The 18,517-nt window shown below is 64.5% G+C and carries 17 protein-coding genes and 1 tRNA gene; 9 read left to right on the top strand and 9 right to left on the bottom strand.

All coding sequences use genetic code 11. The annotated features are described in order from the left end of the window. Positions 1-18: 18 nt before the first annotated feature. The 5 genes from hemA to K359_RS0113650 form a co-directional block, all read right to left on the bottom strand. Entirely contained in the window at positions 19-1,248 is a 1,230-nt protein-coding gene (hemA, locus tag K359_RS0113670) for a 5-aminolevulinate synthase (protein WP_029079858.1), read from the bottom strand. 191 nt (positions 1,249-1,439) lie between these two features. Beyond that, positions 1,440-2,504, bottom strand: coding sequence for an MBL fold metallo-hydrolase (locus K359_RS0113665; RefSeq protein ID WP_029079857.1), 1,065 nt, complete (start codon positions 2,502-2,504; stop codon positions 1,440-1,442). 312 nt (positions 2,505-2,816) lie between these two features. After that, complete coding sequence (locus tag K359_RS0113660) at positions 2,817-4,961, bottom strand: methyl-accepting chemotaxis protein (RefSeq protein WP_029079856.1); 2,145 nt, start codon at positions 4,959-4,961, stop codon at positions 2,817-2,819. 237 nt (positions 4,962-5,198) lie between these two features. After that, the gene (locus K359_RS0113655) at positions 5,199-5,933 is read right to left on the bottom strand and encodes an outer membrane protein (protein ID WP_029079855.1); all 735 of its coding nucleotides are present in this window, start codon (positions 5,931-5,933) and stop codon (positions 5,199-5,201) included. Positions 5,934-6,162: 229 nt separating this feature from the next. Continuing rightward, complete coding sequence (locus K359_RS0113650) at positions 6,163-6,483, bottom strand: hypothetical protein (protein WP_029079854.1); 321 nt, start codon at positions 6,481-6,483, stop codon at positions 6,163-6,165. A 102-nt stretch (positions 6,484-6,585) separates the two neighbouring features. Here K359_RS0113650 and K359_RS65780 point away from each other — a divergent pair, with 102 nt between their 5' ends. Further along, positions 6,586-6,711, top strand: a complete 126-nt coding sequence (locus K359_RS65780) for a hypothetical protein (RefSeq protein WP_256375151.1) — start codon at positions 6,586-6,588, stop codon at positions 6,709-6,711. A 42-nt stretch (positions 6,712-6,753) separates the two neighbouring features. Here the strand turns inward: K359_RS65780 and K359_RS51855 are convergent, their stop codons facing one another. The 3 genes from K359_RS51855 to K359_RS0113625 form a co-directional block, all read right to left on the bottom strand. After that, the gene (locus K359_RS51855; protein ID WP_051346116.1) at positions 6,754-8,181 is read right to left on the bottom strand and encodes a hypothetical protein; all 1,428 of its coding nucleotides are present in this window, start codon (positions 8,179-8,181) and stop codon (positions 6,754-6,756) included. Between the two features lie 574 nt (positions 8,182-8,755). Beyond that, on the bottom strand, positions 8,756-9,847 hold the full coding sequence (locus tag K359_RS0113630) for a peptidoglycan-binding protein (protein WP_029079852.1): 1,092 nt from the start codon (positions 9,845-9,847) through the stop codon (positions 8,756-8,758). Positions 9,848-10,555: 708 nt separating this feature from the next. Continuing rightward, positions 10,556-10,630: transfer RNA gene (locus K359_RS0113625), tRNA-Thr, on the bottom strand. Positions 10,631-10,949: 319 nt separating this feature from the next. Between K359_RS0113625 and K359_RS63265 the strand changes: the two genes are divergently transcribed. The 5 genes from K359_RS63265 to K359_RS0113600 all read left to right on the top strand — a co-directional run bounded on the left by K359_RS63265 (position 10,950) and on the right by K359_RS0113600 (position 15,022). Continuing rightward, the gene (locus K359_RS63265; protein WP_165127512.1) at positions 10,950-11,159 is read left to right on the top strand and encodes a hypothetical protein; all 210 of its coding nucleotides are present in this window, start codon (positions 10,950-10,952) and stop codon (positions 11,157-11,159) included. Between the two features lie 53 nt (positions 11,160-11,212). After that, complete coding sequence (locus K359_RS0113615; protein ID WP_029079851.1) at positions 11,213-12,907, top strand: cyclic nucleotide-binding domain-containing thioredoxin-disulfide reductase; 1,695 nt, start codon at positions 11,213-11,215, stop codon at positions 12,905-12,907. 161 nt (positions 12,908-13,068) lie between these two features. Further along, a complete protein-coding gene (locus tag K359_RS0113610) occupies positions 13,069-13,377 on the top strand; it encodes a UBP-type zinc finger domain-containing protein (RefSeq protein ID WP_029079850.1) in 309 nt (102 codons plus the stop codon). Between the two features lie 176 nt (positions 13,378-13,553). Next, positions 13,554-14,054, top strand: a complete 501-nt coding sequence (locus K359_RS0113605) for a hypothetical protein (RefSeq protein WP_035976524.1) — start codon at positions 13,554-13,556, stop codon at positions 14,052-14,054. Positions 14,055-14,197: 143 nt separating this feature from the next. After that, positions 14,198-15,022, top strand: coding sequence for an alpha/beta fold hydrolase (locus K359_RS0113600; RefSeq protein ID WP_029079848.1), 825 nt, complete (start codon positions 14,198-14,200; stop codon positions 15,020-15,022). 378 nt (positions 15,023-15,400) lie between these two features. On the opposite strand, the gene K359_RS0113595 is transcribed toward K359_RS0113600, so the two are convergent. Further along, the gene (locus tag K359_RS0113595; protein WP_029079847.1) at positions 15,401-16,051 is read right to left on the bottom strand and encodes a TetR/AcrR family transcriptional regulator; all 651 of its coding nucleotides are present in this window, start codon (positions 16,049-16,051) and stop codon (positions 15,401-15,403) included. Positions 16,052-16,165: 114 nt separating this feature from the next. Here K359_RS0113595 and K359_RS0113590 point away from each other — a divergent pair, with 114 nt between their 5' ends. From K359_RS0113590 to K359_RS0113580, 3 genes are all read left to right on the top strand, one after another. After that, positions 16,166-17,104 (top strand): SDR family oxidoreductase, encoded by a 939-nt coding sequence (locus K359_RS0113590; RefSeq protein ID WP_029079846.1) that lies wholly within the window; start codon positions 16,166-16,168, stop codon positions 17,102-17,104. A gap of 40 nt (positions 17,105-17,144) precedes the next feature. Next, a complete protein-coding gene (locus tag K359_RS0113585) occupies positions 17,145-17,804 on the top strand; it encodes an epimerase (RefSeq protein ID WP_029079845.1) in 660 nt (219 codons plus the stop codon). Between the two features lie 86 nt (positions 17,805-17,890). Then, positions 17,891-18,319, top strand: coding sequence for a DUF2948 family protein (locus tag K359_RS0113580; RefSeq protein ID WP_029079844.1), 429 nt, complete (start codon positions 17,891-17,893; stop codon positions 18,317-18,319). Positions 18,320-18,517 lie beyond the last annotated feature (198 nt).

Below are 18,517 nucleotides of genomic sequence, written 5' to 3'. Positions count from 1 at the left end.
GGGCGGAGAAGGATAGGGTTACTCGGCGGCCAGCGACTTCTGGCGCAGCGGCAGGCCGAGCCGGTCCCAGACCTGGAGCAGGGCCTCGGCCAGCGCGTCGATCAGGCCGTCGTCATGGTAGGGCGAGGGCGTGATGCGCAGCCGCTCGGTGCCCTTGGCGACCGTCGGATAGTTGATCGGCTGGATGTAGATGCCGTGGTCCTCGAGCAGCAGGTCGGAGGCGCGCTTGCACTTCTCGGGATCGCCGACGAACAGCGGCACGATATGGGTGTCGCTCGACATCACAGGCAGGCCGGCGGCGGTCAGGATCGCCTTGGTGCGGGCGGCGCGGTCCTGGTGCCGCTCGCGCTCCCAGTTCGAGGTCTTCAGATGGCGGATCGCGGCCGTCGCGGCCGAGCAGATCGCCGGCGGCAGCGCGGTCGTGAAGATGAAGCCCGGCGCGTAGGAGCGCACCGCGTCGATGATCTCGGCGCGGCCGGCGATATAGCCGCCGAGGCAGCCGAACGCCTTGGCGAGGGTGCCTTCGAGCACGTCGATCCGGTGCATCACGCCATCACGCTCGGCAATGCCGCCGCCGCGCGGGCCGTACATGCCGACCGCATGCACCTCGTCGACATAGGTCATGGCGCCGTACTTCTCGGCGAGATCGCAGATCTTGGCGAGCGGCGCGACGTCGCCGTCCATCGAATAAAGGCTCTCGCAGACGATCAGCTTCGGCCGGTCGGGGCCGGCGGCGATCAGCAGCTCTTCGAGATGGGCGACGTCGTTGTGGCGGAAGATCTGGCGCTCGCAGCCGGCCTGCCGCACGCCTTCGATCATCGAATTGTGGTTCAGCGCGTCCGACAGGATCAGGCAGTTCGGGATCAGCTTGGCGAGCGTCGAGATGCCGGTCTGGTTCGAGACATAGCCCGAGGTGAACAGCAGCGAAGCTTCCTTGCCGTGGAGGTCGGCGAGCTCGGCCTCAAGCTGCACCAGCGGATGGTGGGTGCCCGCGATGTTGCGGGTACCGCCGGCGCCGGTGCCGACCCGGGTCGCGGTCTCGACCATGGCGCCGACCACCTTGGGGTGCTGGCCCATGCCGAGATAGTCGTTGGAGCACCAGATCACGACGTTGCGGCTGCCTTTCGGCGAATGCCAGGTCGCGTGCGGGAAGCGTCCCGCGATCCGCTCGAGGTCGGCGAACACCCGGTAGCGCCGCTCGTCATGCAGGCGGTTGAGGGCGGTTTGGAAGAACTGGCTGTAATTCATCGGCGAACCCAGAAAGCGGAACCTGACTGGAAAAGCTGCCTCTTCTTAGAGCTTTTCCAGCTCTAATGTCCATGCATTGGCTCACATCTGGGCATGCGCCGCAGTTGGGCAAATTGCCCTAGCGGGGGTCTATCCGCCTTGATTTCGGGCAAATCGCCGGGAGGCGGCATGGCCGCCCCGGAACCGGGCGCTCAGGTCGTCCTGAAGCGCAGCATGCCGTCGGCGGCCATCTCGGCCGTCAGCCGGCCCTCGACCAGCATGTAGTTGACATGGGCAACCAGTTCGCCGGCAGCGAAGCCCATCTGGTGCTCGTCCAGCACGTGCTTGTGGAACACCACCGGCACCAGCTCCTTGGAGGTCTGCGGCACCTCGCGGCAGGCCTCGGCGATCAGCCGGCAGCGCTCCTCATGGTGATCGGCGAGCTGCTTGATCCGGGTCTTCAGCCCGTAGAACGGCACGCCGTGTCCGGGCAGCACCATCACGTCGTAGGGCAAAGTGGTGGTCAGGCTCGCCAGCGACGCCAGATATTCGCCGAGCGAATTCTGCTCGGGCTCGACCGCCCAGACACTGACATTGGGCGAGATCTTACTCAGCACCTGGTCGGCGGACAGGAATAATTTGTCGGCCGCACAATACAGCATCACCTGGTCGAGCGCGTGGCCGCCGCCGGTGATCACCTTGAAGCGCCGCGCGCCGATCACGACCTCGTCGCCATGGGTGAGGCGGTGATAGGACGGCGGCAGCACCGAGACGCGCTTCAGATAGTCCTGGCCGCGGCCGAGCAGCTTCTCCGTCAGGTCCTCGTCCATGCCGTGGCGGCGGAAGAACAGCCGCTGCGCGTTGCGCCGTTCCTCGGTGCCGCGGTTCTGGTGATAGACCGACTGCAGATATTCCACCTGCGACATGAACAGTGGGCAGCCGAAGCGCTCGGTGATCCAGCCGGCGAGACCGACATGATCGGGGTGCGAATGGGTCACGATCAGCCGCGTGACCTTGACGTGCTTCAGCGGTCCCTCGAACAGCGTGGTCCAGGCCGAGATCGATTCCTCATTGCCGAAGCCGGCATCCACCATGGTCCAGCCGTCGCCGTCGGCGAGCAGATAGACGTTCACATGGTTGAGGCGGAACGGCAGCTTCAGCCGCGCCCACAGCACGCCGGGGGCGACCTCCACGACCTGATCGTGGCCGGGATGGTTCTCCCAAGGGTATCGCAATGCCTCCGCCGAGGAGGGCAGGCTGTCGGTCTTCGTATGCATGCTATCGGCTTAGCGGCACATTGCCCGCCGCGCCAGCCGAAAAATCAGATAGTCGTCCGGAGAATGGGGCGGCGAGGCACCCGAATTCCGTAGCCCGGATTGCGATGCGCTTCATCCGGGTTACATCTCTCTCTTCTCCTTCCCCCTGAAAGGGGGAAGGTTGGGATGGGGGGCAGCCGCGGGCGACGCTGCAAGCCGAGAGAGCAGATCCCCACCCGCTTTGCTCTAACGAGCAAAGCGACCTCCCCTTTTCAAGGGGAGGTCAAAGCATGCGTAGCCCGGATGGAGCGAAGCGTAATCCGGGGCCTATTCCTACGCCGCGCGGATGTTCGACAGGAAGCCGTCGATCTCCGAGCGCAGCACGTCGGCCTCGCGGCGCAGCGCGTCGGAGGCGCTCAGCACCTCGCCGGCGGCGGCGCCGGCTTCGGCTGACGCGGTGGAGACGCCGACGATGTTGCTCGACACCTCGCTGGTGCCACCGGCGGCGTGCTGGATGTTGCGGGCGATCTCACGGGTCGCCGCGCCCTGTTCCTCGACGGCGGCGGCGATCGCGGTGGTGACGTCGTTGATCTCGCCGATTGTGCTCGAGATGTTGCGGATCGCGGAAACCGCCGTGGTCGTCACCTCCTGCATGCTGACGATCTGCTGGCGGATTTCCTCGGTCGCCTTCGCGGTCTGGCTGGCGAGGTTCTTGACCTCGGAGGCGACCACGGCAAAGCCGCGGCCGGCCTCGCCGGCGCGCGCCGCCTCGATGGTGGCGTTGAGCGCCAGCAGGTTGGTCTGCGAGGCGATGGTCTGGATCAGGTCGACCACGACGCTAATCCGCGCGGCGTTGTCGGCAAGGCCCTGCATGGTGCTGTCGGTGGCGCTGGCTTCCTCGACCGCCTTGCGGGCGATTTCCGCCGAGGTGACCACCTGGCGGCCGATCTCCGAGATCGACGACGACAGCTCCTCGGTGCCGGCCGACACCGTCTGCACGTTGACCGAGGTCTCCTCGGCGGCCGAGGCCACCGCATTGACCATTGCGCTCGACTGGTCGGCGGTTGCCGACATGCTCTGCGCGGTCGACTGCATCGAGTTCGCCGCGGTCTGCAGGCTGCCGAGCGCGCTGCGGACATTGGACTCGAAGGTGACGATCTGCGCTTCCATGCGCGTGGTGCGCTCCGCCTTGGCGGTGCGGTCCTTGTTCTGGTTTGCCGTGAGCTCGCGGCCCTCGATCATGCTCTCGCGGAACACCTGCAGCGCGTCGGCCATCACAGCGATCTCGTCGCGCTGCCGGCTCTGCGGGATCTCGGTGTCGAGGTCGCCGTCGGACAACAGCTGCATCGAACGCTGCAGGCCGCGGATCCGGCGCAGGATGTTGCGCCCGACATAGAGCCAGACGAACAGGAACGAGCCGACCAGCGTCAGCGCGCCGAGCGCGATCATCACCATGGTCGCGAGCGAGATCTGCTGCCGCGCCTGGAAGGTCGAGGTGTCGGTCTCCTTCTGCACGGCCTCGACCAGCTGCTGCACGCTGATGCCGAGCCCGACATTGAGCTTGCGCGTTTCTTCCAAAATGGTCTGGCCGTAATCGATCGCGTCGAGCTCCTTCTGGCGGATCTTGAACACGCCGGTCTTGCCCTCGCCGAGCACGAGCAGCTTCTGCGCCGTGTCGCGCACCGCGACGATCGCCGGATTGTTCGGCAGGTCCTCGAGGTTGGACTTGATGCGTTCGCGCCCGTTCTTGAACTCGGCCTCGATCGCATCGAGCGTCTCGCTGGAATTGGCCGACAGCGCGGCGGTCATGTCGGCGGCCATCAGATTGCCGGCGGAGAGCACGTTGCTGATCTGGCCGACAGTGCGGGCCGCCTCGGTGGCATCATCGGCGGACACGTCGGCGGCGCCGAGGATGGCGTTGAGTCTCGTTTGGGCGTCGAGCATCGCGGGGCTCGCGGCGGAGACGAAGACCGCCTGCGCCTTGCGCAGCGCATTGTACTGCTTGTCGCGCAGCGCGCCGACTTCGAGCCGCTCGCGCGCCGCCGAGATCAGGCTATTGGTGGCCTCGTCGGTGTTCTTGACGTTCTCCTGCAGCGCGCTGACCACGGATTTGTCGGCGCCGAGCTCGATGATCTCGCCGAGCTTGGCGCGGGTCGCCTGCGCGACCTCCTTCACCTTCTTGCTGCGATCGTTGAGTGCATCCTCGCTCTGCACGGCGAGCAGGCCGGGACCTTGCGCCGCCAGCGAGGCGCTCTGCGCTGACAGTTGCAGGCTTGCGGCAAGCCGCGGGATGTCGCGGCCGCTGAGATCGGTCATGGTGCCGCCGAGCTGATGCAGCACGATGCCGGCGCCTGCGCTGATCACAAGCGCCATGCCCGCGATCACGGCGAATGCCGCGAACAGGCTGCCCCTGACGCCCATCTGCGGCAGGCGGATGTGCTTGAGATTGAGTTTGCCGAGCTTGAACCGAAACGCCATTGCCCCCGTGCCCCCTGGCCCACTACCCCTGGCCACTACTCTTGGATGTTTCCCCGGCGCGGGAGTATCGGTGCGGCGGGTTAACAAAATCGGGAAAATTGCGACGATCCGCCGGATTTTTCAGGGCGGCGGTGCGCGAGCACTCTCCTAGTTCGCTGTGCGGAATCGATGCACGCGACCGGACGCAAAAAGGCCGGCGCGAGCCGGCCTTTCCACTATTGGTTGTGGGGCGTGGTCTCAGTAACGCGCGTAGCCGGGGCCGCCGAGGTTGCCGAGATTGAAGCGGTAGTTGAGGCCGGCCTTCACCGTGTGCTCGTCATTGTGGAAGCTGCCGAACGGCACCAGCGCGGCCGGCGCGGTGAAGCGGCTGTCGCCGAAGTCGTAGTACTGGTACTCGACCTTGGCCGACCAGTTCGGCGCGAACATGTATTCGGCGCCGCCGCCGATCGTCCAGCCGTTGCTGTGATTGTCGGTGAGCGCGAAGCCGACCGGCGCGCCGCCAAGCGTCACGGACTCGTTGTTGTCGGAGTAGGCGTAGCCGCCCTTCACATAGATCAGGCCCGGGCCCCAGGTGTAGCCGACGCGGCCGGTGATCGATGCGATGCCGCGCTGGTTGTTGTTGTAGACATAGCCGCCGGGGAAGATCGCGTTGAGCTGGTGGTTGCCGACCCAGGAATACTGGCCTTCGAGGCCGATCACCCACATCGGCGACAGCTGCCAGTCGTAACCGCCCTGCACGCCGCCCATGAAGCGGGCGCTGGAGTCCGACAGCGCGAGGCCGTTGAACGTGTTGTTCTGGGAAAACACGCCGCCGAGATGGCCGCCGAGATAGAAGCCGGTCCAGTTGTAGAGCGGAGCGGCGTAAACGGGCGCGGGCGCCTTCTGGTAATAGCCGCGGTTGAGGTCGGCGGCCTGAGCGGTGGCGCTCAAGGCTGCGACAGCGGCTGCGGTTGCAAGCAGGATCTTCTTCATGTGGTCAGTCTCCGGACAAGTCGTGGAGGCGCAGCGACATGGCGCCGTCCATGGCCGGCGAGATAGACAGCATTTGAATAAAATGCTGTCACCGGAAGACCGCCCGGCGCGTTAAGTCGCAGGCTTTGCGGCGAAACGTTTTGTTGTGCCTAACGAACGCTTAAGCCGGAATCAAGGAAGGCTTAACGCGGCGCGTGCGACGCCCGCCCGCCGTCAATCAAGCCGCTTGCTAACCAAGTCGCTTGCGCACGTCGTCGCGCATCTGCTCGCGGAACGCTTGACGGCGCGCGGCGCGGTCTTTGACGGGGACGTCGTGGCGATCGAAGACGTCGAACTTCTCCAGGATCGGATAGTGCTCGCTCGCCATCGCCAGCACGCGCAGCAGCGCGGCGACCTTCGGGGTCGGGCCGGTGACCTCCCATTTGCGGAGCTTCTCGGCGCCGCCGGCGGCCGGCAACCCGCACAGCTTCGCCATGTCGGCCGCCGTCAGCTCGCGGCCAAGCGCCTCGCCGAGGTGTTTACGCAATTTCTTCAGTTCTGGGCCGGTCACGCTTTAAGTCCGCTCCGCGATCGCAAAGTGTGAAGTGAGTCACATGACGTGCTCGGGGTGCGGGCTATACGCCGCGCATGCGACTTTCTAAAGGAAACCATCATGCACGCCATCATCGAGAGCCTCAGCCCCGAACACGGACACATCGATTGGAAATGGGTCGGCAGTGTGTTCGCGTTCTACATCGTGCTGACGATCGGCGGCGTGGGCCTGCTGCTCGCGCATTGATCCAGCGAACCCGACGAGGGCACTTTCTGCCGTAGACAGTCCTCAGTTGCCGAGGGGCGACGTCAATTTTCTCTTGACGGAACCGAGGGTTCGCCGAAGCCAAGTATAGGCAAAGCGCTTGATGGACATGTTGGCCAAGCTCTGTTGATCCATGGCTAGCCGTTGGAAGTCCGTGGCCAACCTTTGGTGGTCAGTGGCCAGCCTTTCGTAGGCGTTGGCCAGCCCTTGATGGTCTTCTATCAGCTTGTTGTAGACGGGGAGAACATGTTCTTCCAGATATCGGCCGCGTGCGGTCAGCTCCAGTCCGCGCGTGCTGATGGCGAGTTCCAGGGGGTCGAGCGCCCCGGGAATCGCATTGCGCGCAAGCTCAACCCGTTGCGCTTCGTCGTCGACGACTTTGTCAAATTGCTCGACCATTCGCTTGAAAGTCCACGCCGGAGACAGCGCGACTTCGTGAAACGCACGATCGATGATCGATTGCGCCTTCGAAGGATTTCGTATGACCGAGACCACCTCCGCCATGTTGCTGTGGTCGCGGTTGAGCGGGACATAATGATCCCACGGCTTTACCGCACCTGAATAGTCACCTTCATAGAGGATCATCAGAGTACGAAGCGCGGCAGCTTCGAAAATGCGGGGAGAAACCACCCGGATAACGATCTTGCCGTCGTCGTCTCCCAGAAATTTCTGTCTCACCACCTCGTGGGACACATCGGGATTTTCGGCGCAGAAGCGTTCCACCTGGATTTGGGCGTCCCCGGTGAAATCGATGAAACTGACCCCGCTCTCCGTCCCCAAAACGGCCTTCGAGCTCGCGATGAAGTCAACCCAGGAGCCGCCGTAGATTCGGGACGTTTCGCTCGTGTCGATGTCGCAGACCAGATTGTACTGAGCTGCATCAGCGGCAAATCTGTCGGCTATTCGCCATTTTTCCTCGGCGAAGTATCCGTACCAAGGCGGAGCCTTGCGTGCGCGATACGAAACGTCGAGCGGACGTTCCGAATAATTCGGCACGTCCATCGACAACAGATGCTCGGGTACAAATCCCGTCAAAGTATGCTCGAAACGTACCTTGTCGAAGAACGTGTCCCGATAGATTTTTCTGGTGACGTCCGAGTTCGTAACGGTAAAAATCGCTCCGATCTGCAGATCGGCCAATGCAGCATTTTGACGATCGATAAATCGATATTCGTCTTGAATGAACGCGACCTTGACCCCTTTGAAGCGCCTGATCTTGTCACGGAGCGAGGCGGGAACATGGTTCTCCATCGAGATCACGACGGAATAGTGAAATACCAGGCAGTCAAAGGCATCCAGATCTGGTCCGATCGCATCGAACGCCAGCGGATCCACGATCGTATATTTATGCTGACTGTATTGGCGAAACGCTCGGATATGGTCCGATACCGTATTGGTTCTCAGGGCTGCTGCGGCGCACAGCAGCAGAATGTTGTAGCGGGGGGATTGCACTCTGGTTTCTCGTCGTGGTGATCAAGCAGTTGGACGTGAATAATCTGATTCTCTCAACTTCCGCGCGGTCTCCGCTCACCAAATTTGCGAACTTGACATTCGCTCTCGCTGGTGCCTCCCGGGCGCCACGCTGGTGCGAGCCAAGTTCCTGAGGTTTGAAGTTCCGCTGGGCTCGGGTGCTCGCTTACCAGACATTCAGCGCGTCCTTGGCATGCAACCCATGCAAGCGCAACCGAGGGGCGATAGCAAGCCCAATTGCCCGTGCGGGATGATGGTCTGCATTGCGTGGATGCCAGCGCTCACTTCGCGGTCTCCGCCAATGATCTGACGCACCATGCCGTCGTGCATCTGCTCACGAAATGCCTGGCGGCGCGCGGCGGATAGTACCGGCCAATTTTTACAGTATAGCGCACCCGGGAACTGCTCTCCAGGTGGATCAGGCCGCTGACAAGTCTCAGCCGGCAATGGACATGAGGAGGCAAGGGCGTGTCGAAGAGCGTGAGGTTTTTGGGTGGATGGGTCGGTGGTGTCGCAGTTTGAATTTTATTGGGATAGCAAAGCGAGCCAGCCCGCCTCAGAACTGGAGTAGCACGCGGAACATGCTGCGTCCGAAATGTGCCTCGAAGGCGAACAGCGCGTAGAACTCCGCGATGCGCGGCCGCCTATCCGGCGGCAACCGTGCGAGGGAGGCATCGCTCGATGACCTGTCCGGCGGATCGTCGATGCAATCGGGATGGCCATCCGGCCGCCCCACGAAATGCGCGAGTTCGTGGATGAGCGTGCCGATCTGCAGGTCGCTCGACGCGAAGAAATAGACCGGCGCGATCACCACCGCATCCGCCCGCAGCGTGGCGGATGTGCCATTCGTCCGGTCGAGCTGAACGGTCTCGCCGCGCATGGTGACGCCGTTCGAAATCGCGAGCGCTAGCGTGCGGGATTCCGCCATCTCGTTAAAGGAGAGCGTAAACGGGAACTTAATGAAAGTCGTAGCGGGACTCAGGGCGGCGACCGAGAGCTCGCGATCGATGGCGCGAAAGGTGCGCTCGATCAGCACAAAATCCGGCGGCGGCGGATCGCTGAGCAGAACCGCGAAGTGTTTGCGCACGAGCGTCTGGGCCGGAGATTCGATTGTGCCCATTACTTTCGCCGCGGTCAGCGTGCGCAGCGCGCTCTTCACGCAGGCCCGCGAGATGGGCAAGGTGTCTTCGAACATCTGCTCCATCATCTCATCCGTGACGGTGAAGGTCGGAGCCGGCGGCGCAACCTGGCCGACACCGCTGCGGGGCGCGAGCGATCTCGATGATCCGCTCGCCAGGATTGGCAACGAGGCGCGTAAAATGCGATTGAGCGCCTGAATCGTCGGCCCGTTCGGGTCGATGCGGAAATCGACGAAACTGATGTTCTGCTTCTGGAACCTGCCGATCGCCGCGCGCGTCAACGGGCCCATCAAGCCATCCGTTGCGAGGCGTGGCGTCGGGCCGCCCTGACTGGTGCCGACCGCATTCAGTGCCTGCTGGATGGTGAGAACATCGTTGCGGACGTTGGCCCCGCCCTGCCCCACGGAACGGCCGACCACGACGGGCAAGGCGACCTGATTATCCGGTTCGACGCGGGGAGCGGTCGCGCGGCAGCTCTGATCAAAACAGTAGCAACGCAAGCGTCCCATTGGCTGTGCCCCAAGGCGATGCCGGCCCAGTTCTCAAGTCGAACTGCACCGGCTCTACCGGTCTACACAAATTCGCCTGCAAGTCCATGTGGCAACTTTGCTCGACTTGAGCTTGTCGTGCTGGCGGGTGCGTAGCGCAGTCTGCCGCGTGCTCAGGGCGGCCGACGCGGTGTAGTCGAAGCCGCGCCGGAAGCAGGCGACAAGGCCGCCGTCGCCGCAACCCAGCGCCTATTTTCCCTCTGTAATGAGGAAGTCGACAAACACTTCTGCGAACGGGAAGGTCGGTCGAAAAAGAAGAATTCGCCCTCCGCGTTCATCTTCAAATCGATCAGTCGAGACGATGTATATCGTCCGACGTCTGACTCAGCCGATTGAGGACGACGGCGAATGAAGCGCATTTCCGAAGCCGAAGACCGATGGTCTATCGCGAAAATCCGCCCCCGCCGATGCGGAGCAAGTTTCGTTCCGCGGCGCCCCTTCGGGCCGGCTTGATCGTGGGTGTGTCTAGCAGATCAACCAGGCAAAACGGTTGTCGCCGGATAAGAATGGCGGCTCGTGGTCGTCGAGGCGCCCCGCGATGATCGACTCTATGTCCGCGAAGTAGCTTTCGTCGGGTGACCAAACCTGTTTTTGTGGCGACGGTTGGTGGCAAGCAAGCGGGATTAGTGTTGCAATTGCAAGAGGATCTAGGCCTCTCAATAGGATAGGTGGTGCTGCCAGACAGGATTGAACTGTCGACCTCTCCATTACCAATGGAGTGCTCTACCACTGAGCTACGGCAGCATGCCCGGGAAAAATTGAATCGGCCCCAAGGGCCCGTCCAAGCGGGCGGTTCTTGCCACAGGCCTCCCCTTCGCGCAAGCGAAACAGCGTCCCTGCTGCCCGTGAAATCGGCAGAAATTGGCGTTCCTCGCCGGCGATTCCGACCAATCCGGCCGATTTCGGCCGGATTGGGTTCCCGATCGGTCGAAAAGCTCCTGATTCTGTCGCGCGCCGAATCATGCCATCGAGCACAACTGGCCGACCGGGCAGGGTGCGCCGGCGTCGGCCATTGTCTATGCTGGCCTCTTGCTAGAGGCGTCGGCAGTTCGAGAGTTTTGCAATGACGGGCGATCACGACAAGGGCGGCGGGCAGGCCGGGGCCCGCGTGAAGGATTCACGACAGGATCGTCTCAAGCTGGCGCTGCGCGAAAACCTGAAGCGGCGGAAGTCGCAGGCGCGCGGTCGCGAGGATGTGGCTTCCGAACCGGGCCATGGCTCTTTAGATCGTGGCTCGCTAGATGACGCCGGTGGAAACGAGCCGCGCCGTTAACCCGGCTCGTGTGTTGCAAGAACGTGTGTTGCAAGAAGAAGCGGGTCGCCGACATGGCTGTAGATGAGACGACGATCGATCGGCTGAACGCAACCGCTTACGCCTTTCCGCGCCATGAGCAGACCTTTCCGACCCTGACGGCGCATGAGATCGAGCGGATGCGTCGCTTCGGCGAGCCGCGGTCGTTTGGGGATGGCGAGGCGCTGTTCGAAACCGGCAAGCCGGGGCCCGGCATGTTCGTCGTGCTGTCGGGCTCAATCGCGATCACCCAGCGCGACGGCCTCGGCCATGTCACGCCTGTGATCGACCAGGGGCCCGGCCAATTCCTCGCCGAGATCGGCCAGCTTTCCGGCCGCCCCGCGCTGGTCGACGGCCATGCCGACGGTGTTGTCGAGACCTTGCTGCTGCCGCCGGAGCGGCTGCGCGCGCTTTTGGTCGCCGAGGCCGACCTCGGCGAGCGCATCATGCGCGCGCTGATCCTGCGCCGGGTCAGCTTGATCCAGGGCGGCGCCGGCGGGCCGGTGCTGATCGGCCCTGCGTCTGTCGGCAACATGGCGCAGCTGCAGAATTTCCTGGCGCGCAACGGCCAGCCGCACCACTTCCTCGACCCCGAGACCGACAAGGACGCTGCCGACCTCGTCGCGCGCTATTCGCCGACGCGCGCCGAGCTGCCGCTGGTGGTCTGTCCGAACGGCACGGTGCTCCGCAATCCGTCCGAGACCGCGCTTGCGATGGCGCTCGGCATGATCGGCAACAGCGCGCATGACAAGCTCTACGATGTCGCCGTGGTCGGCAGCGGCCCGGCCGGGCTTGCCACCGCGGTCTATGCGGCCTCGGAAGGGTTGTCGGTCGCGGTGTTCGATTCCCGCGCCTTCGGCGGCCAGGCCGGCGCCAGCATGCGGATCGAAAATTATCTGGGCTTCCCGACCGGCATCTCCGGCCAGGCGCTCGCCGGGCGCGCCTTCAACCAGGCGCAGAAATTCGGCGCCGAGATGCTGATCCCGGTCTCCATCAAATCGCTCGACTGCACGAAGGCGTCGGGCGCGTTCGCGCTCGCCACCGGATGCGGGCACACGTTGCGCGCCAGGTCGGTGGTGGTGGCGAGCGGCGCGCGCTATCGCCGGCCTGCGATCGACAATCTCGAGAGCTATGAGGGCCGCGGCGTCTGGTACTGGGCCTCGCCGATCGAGGCGCGGCTCTGCGCCAACCAGGACGTCGTGCTGGTCGGCGGCGGCAACTCCGCAGGCCAGGCGGCGGTGTTCCTGTCGGCGCATGCCCGCAGGGTCAACATGATGATCCGCGGCGGCGGGCTCGGGGCCAGCATGTCGCGCTACCTGATCGAGCGCATCGAGGCGACGCCGAACATCGAACTGATGTTCAACACCGAGGTGATCGGCCTCGACGGCGCAGAGACGCTGGAGCGCGTGCGCTGGCGCAGCCGGCTCGCGCCCGACGAGTTCACCATGGATATCCGCAATCTGTTTTTGTTCGTCGGCGCCGATCCCGCCACCAGCTGGCTCGAGGGTTGCGGGGTGCTGGTCGACCGCGGCGGCTTCGTGATGACCGGCGAGAGCGGCGAGGGCGCGCGCGCCGTGCCGCTGCTCGAGACCACGGTGCCCGGCGTGTTCGCGGTCGGCGACGTCCGCTCCGGATCGGTCAAGCGCGTCGGCGGCGCGATCGGCGAGGGCGCCCAGGTCGTCGCCGCCCTGCACGGCTATCTCGCCGATGCGGGCAGTCCGTCGCTGTAGGGAATGATCGATGCGACACCATCCCCGTCCTCCTGAGGAGCCGCGCAGCGGCGTCTCGAAGGATATACGGCACGCCTGTGGCCGGTTCATCCATCGAGGCTCGCTCCGCTCGCACCTCAGGATGACGGGCTAAATAGGCGCACGAGGCAAGAGGGCCAAAAATGTCAAAAGGCTGCACCCACATCACCGGCATACAGGACGTCACGCCGAGCGCGCTCGGCTGCGAGGAGTGCCTGAAGAGCGGTAGCCGCTGGCTGCATTTGCGGATCTGCCGGAGCTGCGGCCATGTCGGCTGCTGCGACGACTCGCCGAACCGGCATGCCACCGCGCATTTCCACGCCACCGGCCATCCCGTGATCGAGGGCTACGATCCGCCGGAAGGCTGGGGCTGGTGCTATGTCGACGAGGTGCTGTTCGATCTGTCGAAGCGCAAGACGCCGCATAACGGGCCGATCCCGCGCTATGATTGATTCAATGTCTCACCAGGCGCACGTGCCGCGTGGTGCGACATCGGTTGCGAACATTTTCGGCAACAGGCGGCGTCGGCGAATTGTCATGAGATGCCGGTCATCCTGCCATCGAACCGTGTAGCAATTTTCGAGGATGCATCGTAACGTGGCGCGGGTCTCAACGGGGAGTGCGCCATATGACGACGTTGGTGCTTGTGCACGTCATTATCAGCCTGATTGCAATCGTCGCCGGTGTGATCGTGATGTTCGGCCTGCTCGGCTCGCGGGCGATGCCCGGGCTGACCGCGATCTTCCTCGTGCTCACGATCCTGACCAATGCCACCGGGTTTTTGATCCCGCCGCTGGTGACCGAGAAGCTGCTGCCGTCCCACATCATCGGCGGGCTTTCGCTGGTGCTGCTCGCGATCGCCTGCATCGCGCTGTATGCGATGCAGCTCAGAGGCGCCTGGCGGCCGATCTATGTCGTGACCGCGATGGTCTCGCTCTATCTCAACGTCTTCGTGCTGGTGATCCAGAGCTTCCTCAAGGTGCCGGCGCTGCAGGCGCTGGCGCCGGCCGTGCCGCCGAACCCGCCGTCCGGGCCGGTATTTGCGGTGGTGCAGGGCATCGTGCTGGTGTTCTTCGCCGTGGTGATCATCGGCGCCTGGCGCCGGTTCAGGCCGGTCACGTTCGCCTGATCCGGGGCGGATGACATCGTCGCAAAGTGACGTACAGCATAGAAGATGATGTGCGATGGCGCGTCCGCGACGTGCCGTCGTCCGAGGTCCGTTCACCCCTAGCGCGTCCGGACCAAAGGATCAGCAACAAGAGGAGCAATCAAATGCCCACCATCACCACCAAAGACGGCGTCGACATCTTCTACAAGGATTGGGGTTCAGGCCAGCCGATCGTGTTCAGCCATGGCTGGCCCCTGTCGTCGGACGATTGGGACGCGCAGATGCTGTTCTTCGTGGGTCACGGCTTTCGCGTCGTTGCCCATGACCGCCGCGGCCACGGCCGCTCCGCCCAGGTCGGCGACGGCCATGACATGGACCACTATGCCGACGACCTCGCTTCCGTCACCGCGCATCTCGATTTGAAGAACGCCGTCCATGTCGGCCATTCCACCGGCGGCGGCGAGGTCGTGCACTACATCGCGCGCCACGGCGAGAGCCGGGTGGCGAAGGCGGCGATCCTGAGCGCGGTGCCGCCCTTGATGCTGCAGACGGCAGCTAATCCCGGCGGCCTGCCCAAGTCGGTGTTCGACGGCCTGCAGGCGCAACTTGCGGCCAACCGCTCGCAGTTCTACCGCGATCTGCCGGCCGGGCCGTTCTATGGCTACAACCGGCCCGGCGCGAAGCCGTCGGAGGCCGTGATCCAGAACTGGTGGCGGCAGGGCATGATGGGCGGCGCCAAGGCGCATTACGACGGCATCGTCGCGTTCTCGCAGACCGACTTCACCGAGGACTTGAAGAAGATCAACGTACCGGTGCTGGTGATGCATGGCGACGACGACCAGATCGTGCCCTACGCCGATTCCGGCCCGCTCTCGGCCAAGCTTCTGAAGAACGGCACGTTGAAGACCTACAAGGGCTTTCCGCACGGCATGCCGACCACGGAAGCCGAGACCATCAACAAGGATCTGCTGGCGTTCATTAGGGGGTGAGGCTGAGGGCCGCGCGTGCTGGCGAGCGTCGCAATTGGACGTTCTCAACGGCACTGACGTGAGGAAGCCACCAGCGGCAGGGTTCCCTCCCCCCTTGCGGGGGAGGGTTAGGGAGAGGGGTCCACACGACGCGCTCTCTCAATTGCCGTTCGACTAGTCGCAAGCAAGATTGGGATGGCGGTCGCTTCGTCGATCATCTCGCCCGGGGCCGCCCCGCTCCCCAACCCTCCCCCGTCGCAAGTCGGGCCTGCCCGACTTGCGCAAATAAATGATGCGCAACCGGGGTAAACCCCGGTTGCGTGGGGGAGGGAGCCTGATCAGTGTGCTCACCTTACGTTTTCGCGAGCTCCACAAAGAACGTGAGAGCGGCGAGAAACATCACTCGAAAATCGCGCGGATCGCGGCGAAGATGCGCTTGGCGAGCAGTTCCGGCTTCTCGCGGGCGCCGTCGGCGGCCCAGAGATCGCCGCCGACGCGCATCGCGCCGGTGGTGATCATTGCGACCAGCCGGGCCTTCATCCGGTCGGCCTTGTTGCCGGCGCGCTTGAGCAAGGCGTCGGCGAGCTCGCGCTCGAGCTTCTCGTACTTCACCTGATCGCGGGCCTGCAGCGCCGGATTGTCGCGCTTGAGCCGTGCCAGTGCGACCGCCTCGCGCGGATCGAGCTGCCGCACCATCTCGGCGATCGCGTTCTCCGCGGCCTGCAGCATCGACTCTGCGGCCGGGCGCGCCGCGACCGCTGCGATCAGCGCCGTGCTGCCGTCCTCCTGCCAGGCGAACACGACGTCTTCCTTCGATGCGAAATAGTGAAAGAAGGTGCGGCGCGAGATATCAGCTGCGGCGACGATGTCGTCGAGCGTGGTCGCCTCGAAGCCGCGCTCAAGAAACAGCGCCATCGCCGCCCGGGTCAGCCGTTCCCTTGTTTCCCGCCGCTTGCGCGCGCGCAGGCCGGACGTCACCGTGGGCGGCGCCGAATTCCCGTTGGACTGCCGCGGCTTGGCGGATTTGCGCGCGGGCGCAGAGCGTTTCAAATTTTTCACCTCTTGCAAAAATGCACTTAGTGCACATTTCATCGGAGTGCGGCTGGAACCCGCAAGACCGACAACAACCGTCAGCACCGATTCGTGTCGCAAGGAGATATAAGCATGACCGGCTGGAGCACTGCAGACATTCCGCGGCAGCGCGGCAGGACGGCCGTGATAACAGGCGCAACCGGCGGGCTCGGCTACGAGACCGCGCTCGCGCTGGCGCGTGCCGGCGCCAATGTCGTGCTGACCGGCCGCAACGGCGCCAAGGGGCAGGACGCGCTGGCGCGGATCCGCGCGCAGCTCCCCGATGCCGCGGTCACCTATGAAACGCTCGACCTCGCGAGCCTCGCATCGGTCGCCGATTTCGCCGCGCGCTTTGCCGCCAGCCACGATGCGCTCGATCTGTTGATCAACAATGCCGCCGTGATGGCTCTGCCGAAACGGCAGGTCACGTCAGACGGCTTCGGGATGCAGTTCGGCACCAACTATCTCGGCCACTACGCGCTGACCGCGCATCTGTTGCCGCAGCTTCGCCGCGGCCAAAACACCCGCGTCGTCAATCTGTCGAGTCTCGCCCATCGCAGCGGCGCGATCAGTTTCGCCGATCTGCAGTCGCAGCGCGCCTATGTGCCGTGGCGTGCCTACTGCCAGTCGAAGCTGGCGATGCTGATGTTTGCGCTCGAGCTGCAGCGTCGCAGCGCGCGCAATGGCTGGGGGATCATGAGCAATGCCGCGCATCCCGGCTATGCGCGCACCGAACTGATCCCGAACGGACCCGGCACCGACAGCCTGTCGTGGCGGCTCGGCAGATATCTGCAGCCCTTGATGAGCCATTCGGCGGCCGCGGGCGCGCTGCCGACGCTGTTCGCGGCGACCTCGCCGGCGGCCGAGCCCGGCGGCTATTACGGGCCCGACTGGTTCTATGAATTGAAGGGACCGCCGGTGCCAGCGCGGATCATGCCGCACGCCAGGGACACCGTGGTGGCGGAGCAGCTCTGGGATGTCTCAGCAATGCTGACCGGTGTATCGTTCGATCAGGTCGCCACCGCCGCCTGAGCGTGATCGGGCGGCAACGCGGCATCGAGGGGCAATCGAGATGAAAATCATCCTGTTCGGCGCGACCGGCATGGTCGGGCAGGGCGTGCTGCGCGAGTGCCTGCTTGATGGCGGCGTCGAGCGGGTGCTCGCGGTCGGGCGCAGCCCGACCGGGCAGCGCGATGCCAAGCTCGTCGAGTTGACCTGCGACAATTTCACCGATTACAGCGCGATCGAGCCGCAGCTTGCGGGCTATGACGCCTGCTTCTTCTGCCTCGGCGTCTCCTCGATCGGCATGGACGAGGCGCGCTACCGCCACCTCACCTACGACATCACGCTGGCTGCGGCGACGACGCTGGCGCGGCTCAATTCCGGCATGGTGTTCACCTATGTCACCGGACGCGGCACCGATTCCACCGAGCAGGGCTCGCTGATGTGGGCGCGGGTCAAAGGCAAGACCGAGAACGACCTGCTGAAACTACCGTTCAAGGCCGCCTACATGTTCCGCCCCGCCGGCATCCAGCCGCTGCACGGCGTGCGCTCCAAGACGCCCTGGGTGCAGGCGATCTATCTCGCGACCTCGCCGCTGCTGTCGGCTCTGGTCCGGCTCGCCCCCGCCTACATGACGACGTCGGAACAGCTCGGCCGCGCCATGCTCAAGGTCGCCCGCGACGGCTACCCCTGGCCGGTGCTTGAGAGTGAGGACATCAACAGCCTCTGAGGCGTGCCGAAGGCCCGGGTTCCCTTGAGCGGGATTCCTTGGGCCACGTGGGTACCCTCGGGGTCTCAAGGCGTTATAACTACCGCATGTCCCCACCTGCTCCCCTGAAACTGATCGCCCTCGATGCCGATGACCTCGCGGTGATCTCCGCCCATGTGCAGGACGCCCGCGTCCTGCCCGCCGACATCGTCTGGCGCCAGGACGAGAAACGCCTGGTGGTCGGCCTGAACCGGCTCGACTGGGAGCAGACCCTGTCCGGCGGCGCCTGCTCGCGCCGGCTGATCGCCGCGCTCAGGTTCGACCGGGTGCTGGCATGCAAGTCGCGCAATATCGACCTGGAGGCCCCGGAGGCTAGCCTGGAACTGCTCGGGATCGAATTCCATGCCTCCGACCCGCCGGGCGGCAGCGCGCTCCTGATGTTCGGGCAAGGCGCGGCGCTGCGGCTCGATGTCGAGTGCCTGGAGTGCGAATTGACCGATCTCGGCACGGATGATCTCGGGGTGGCGGCGGGGTAAATATGCCGTCGTCCCGGCGAAGGCCGGGACCCATAACCACAAATGCCATTTGTTATGGGACGCTGGGGGTCCCACCCTGCTCCAGCAGCAGGCTTCTGGGGTAATGGGTCCCGGCCTTCGCCGGGACGACGGACGACGGTGGGATTGCGTGTCTGCCAAGGGTTGACGGCCATTATCCGCCGCGCCATTGAGCAGGGA

The organism is Bradyrhizobium sp. th-b2 (assembly GCF_000426785.1).
Taxonomy (GTDB): Bacteria; Pseudomonadota; Alphaproteobacteria; order Rhizobiales; family Xanthobacteraceae; genus Bradyrhizobium; species Bradyrhizobium septentrionale.
Note: the sequence above shows the minus strand (reverse complement) of the source record. Positions and strands in the feature narration are given on the sequence as shown.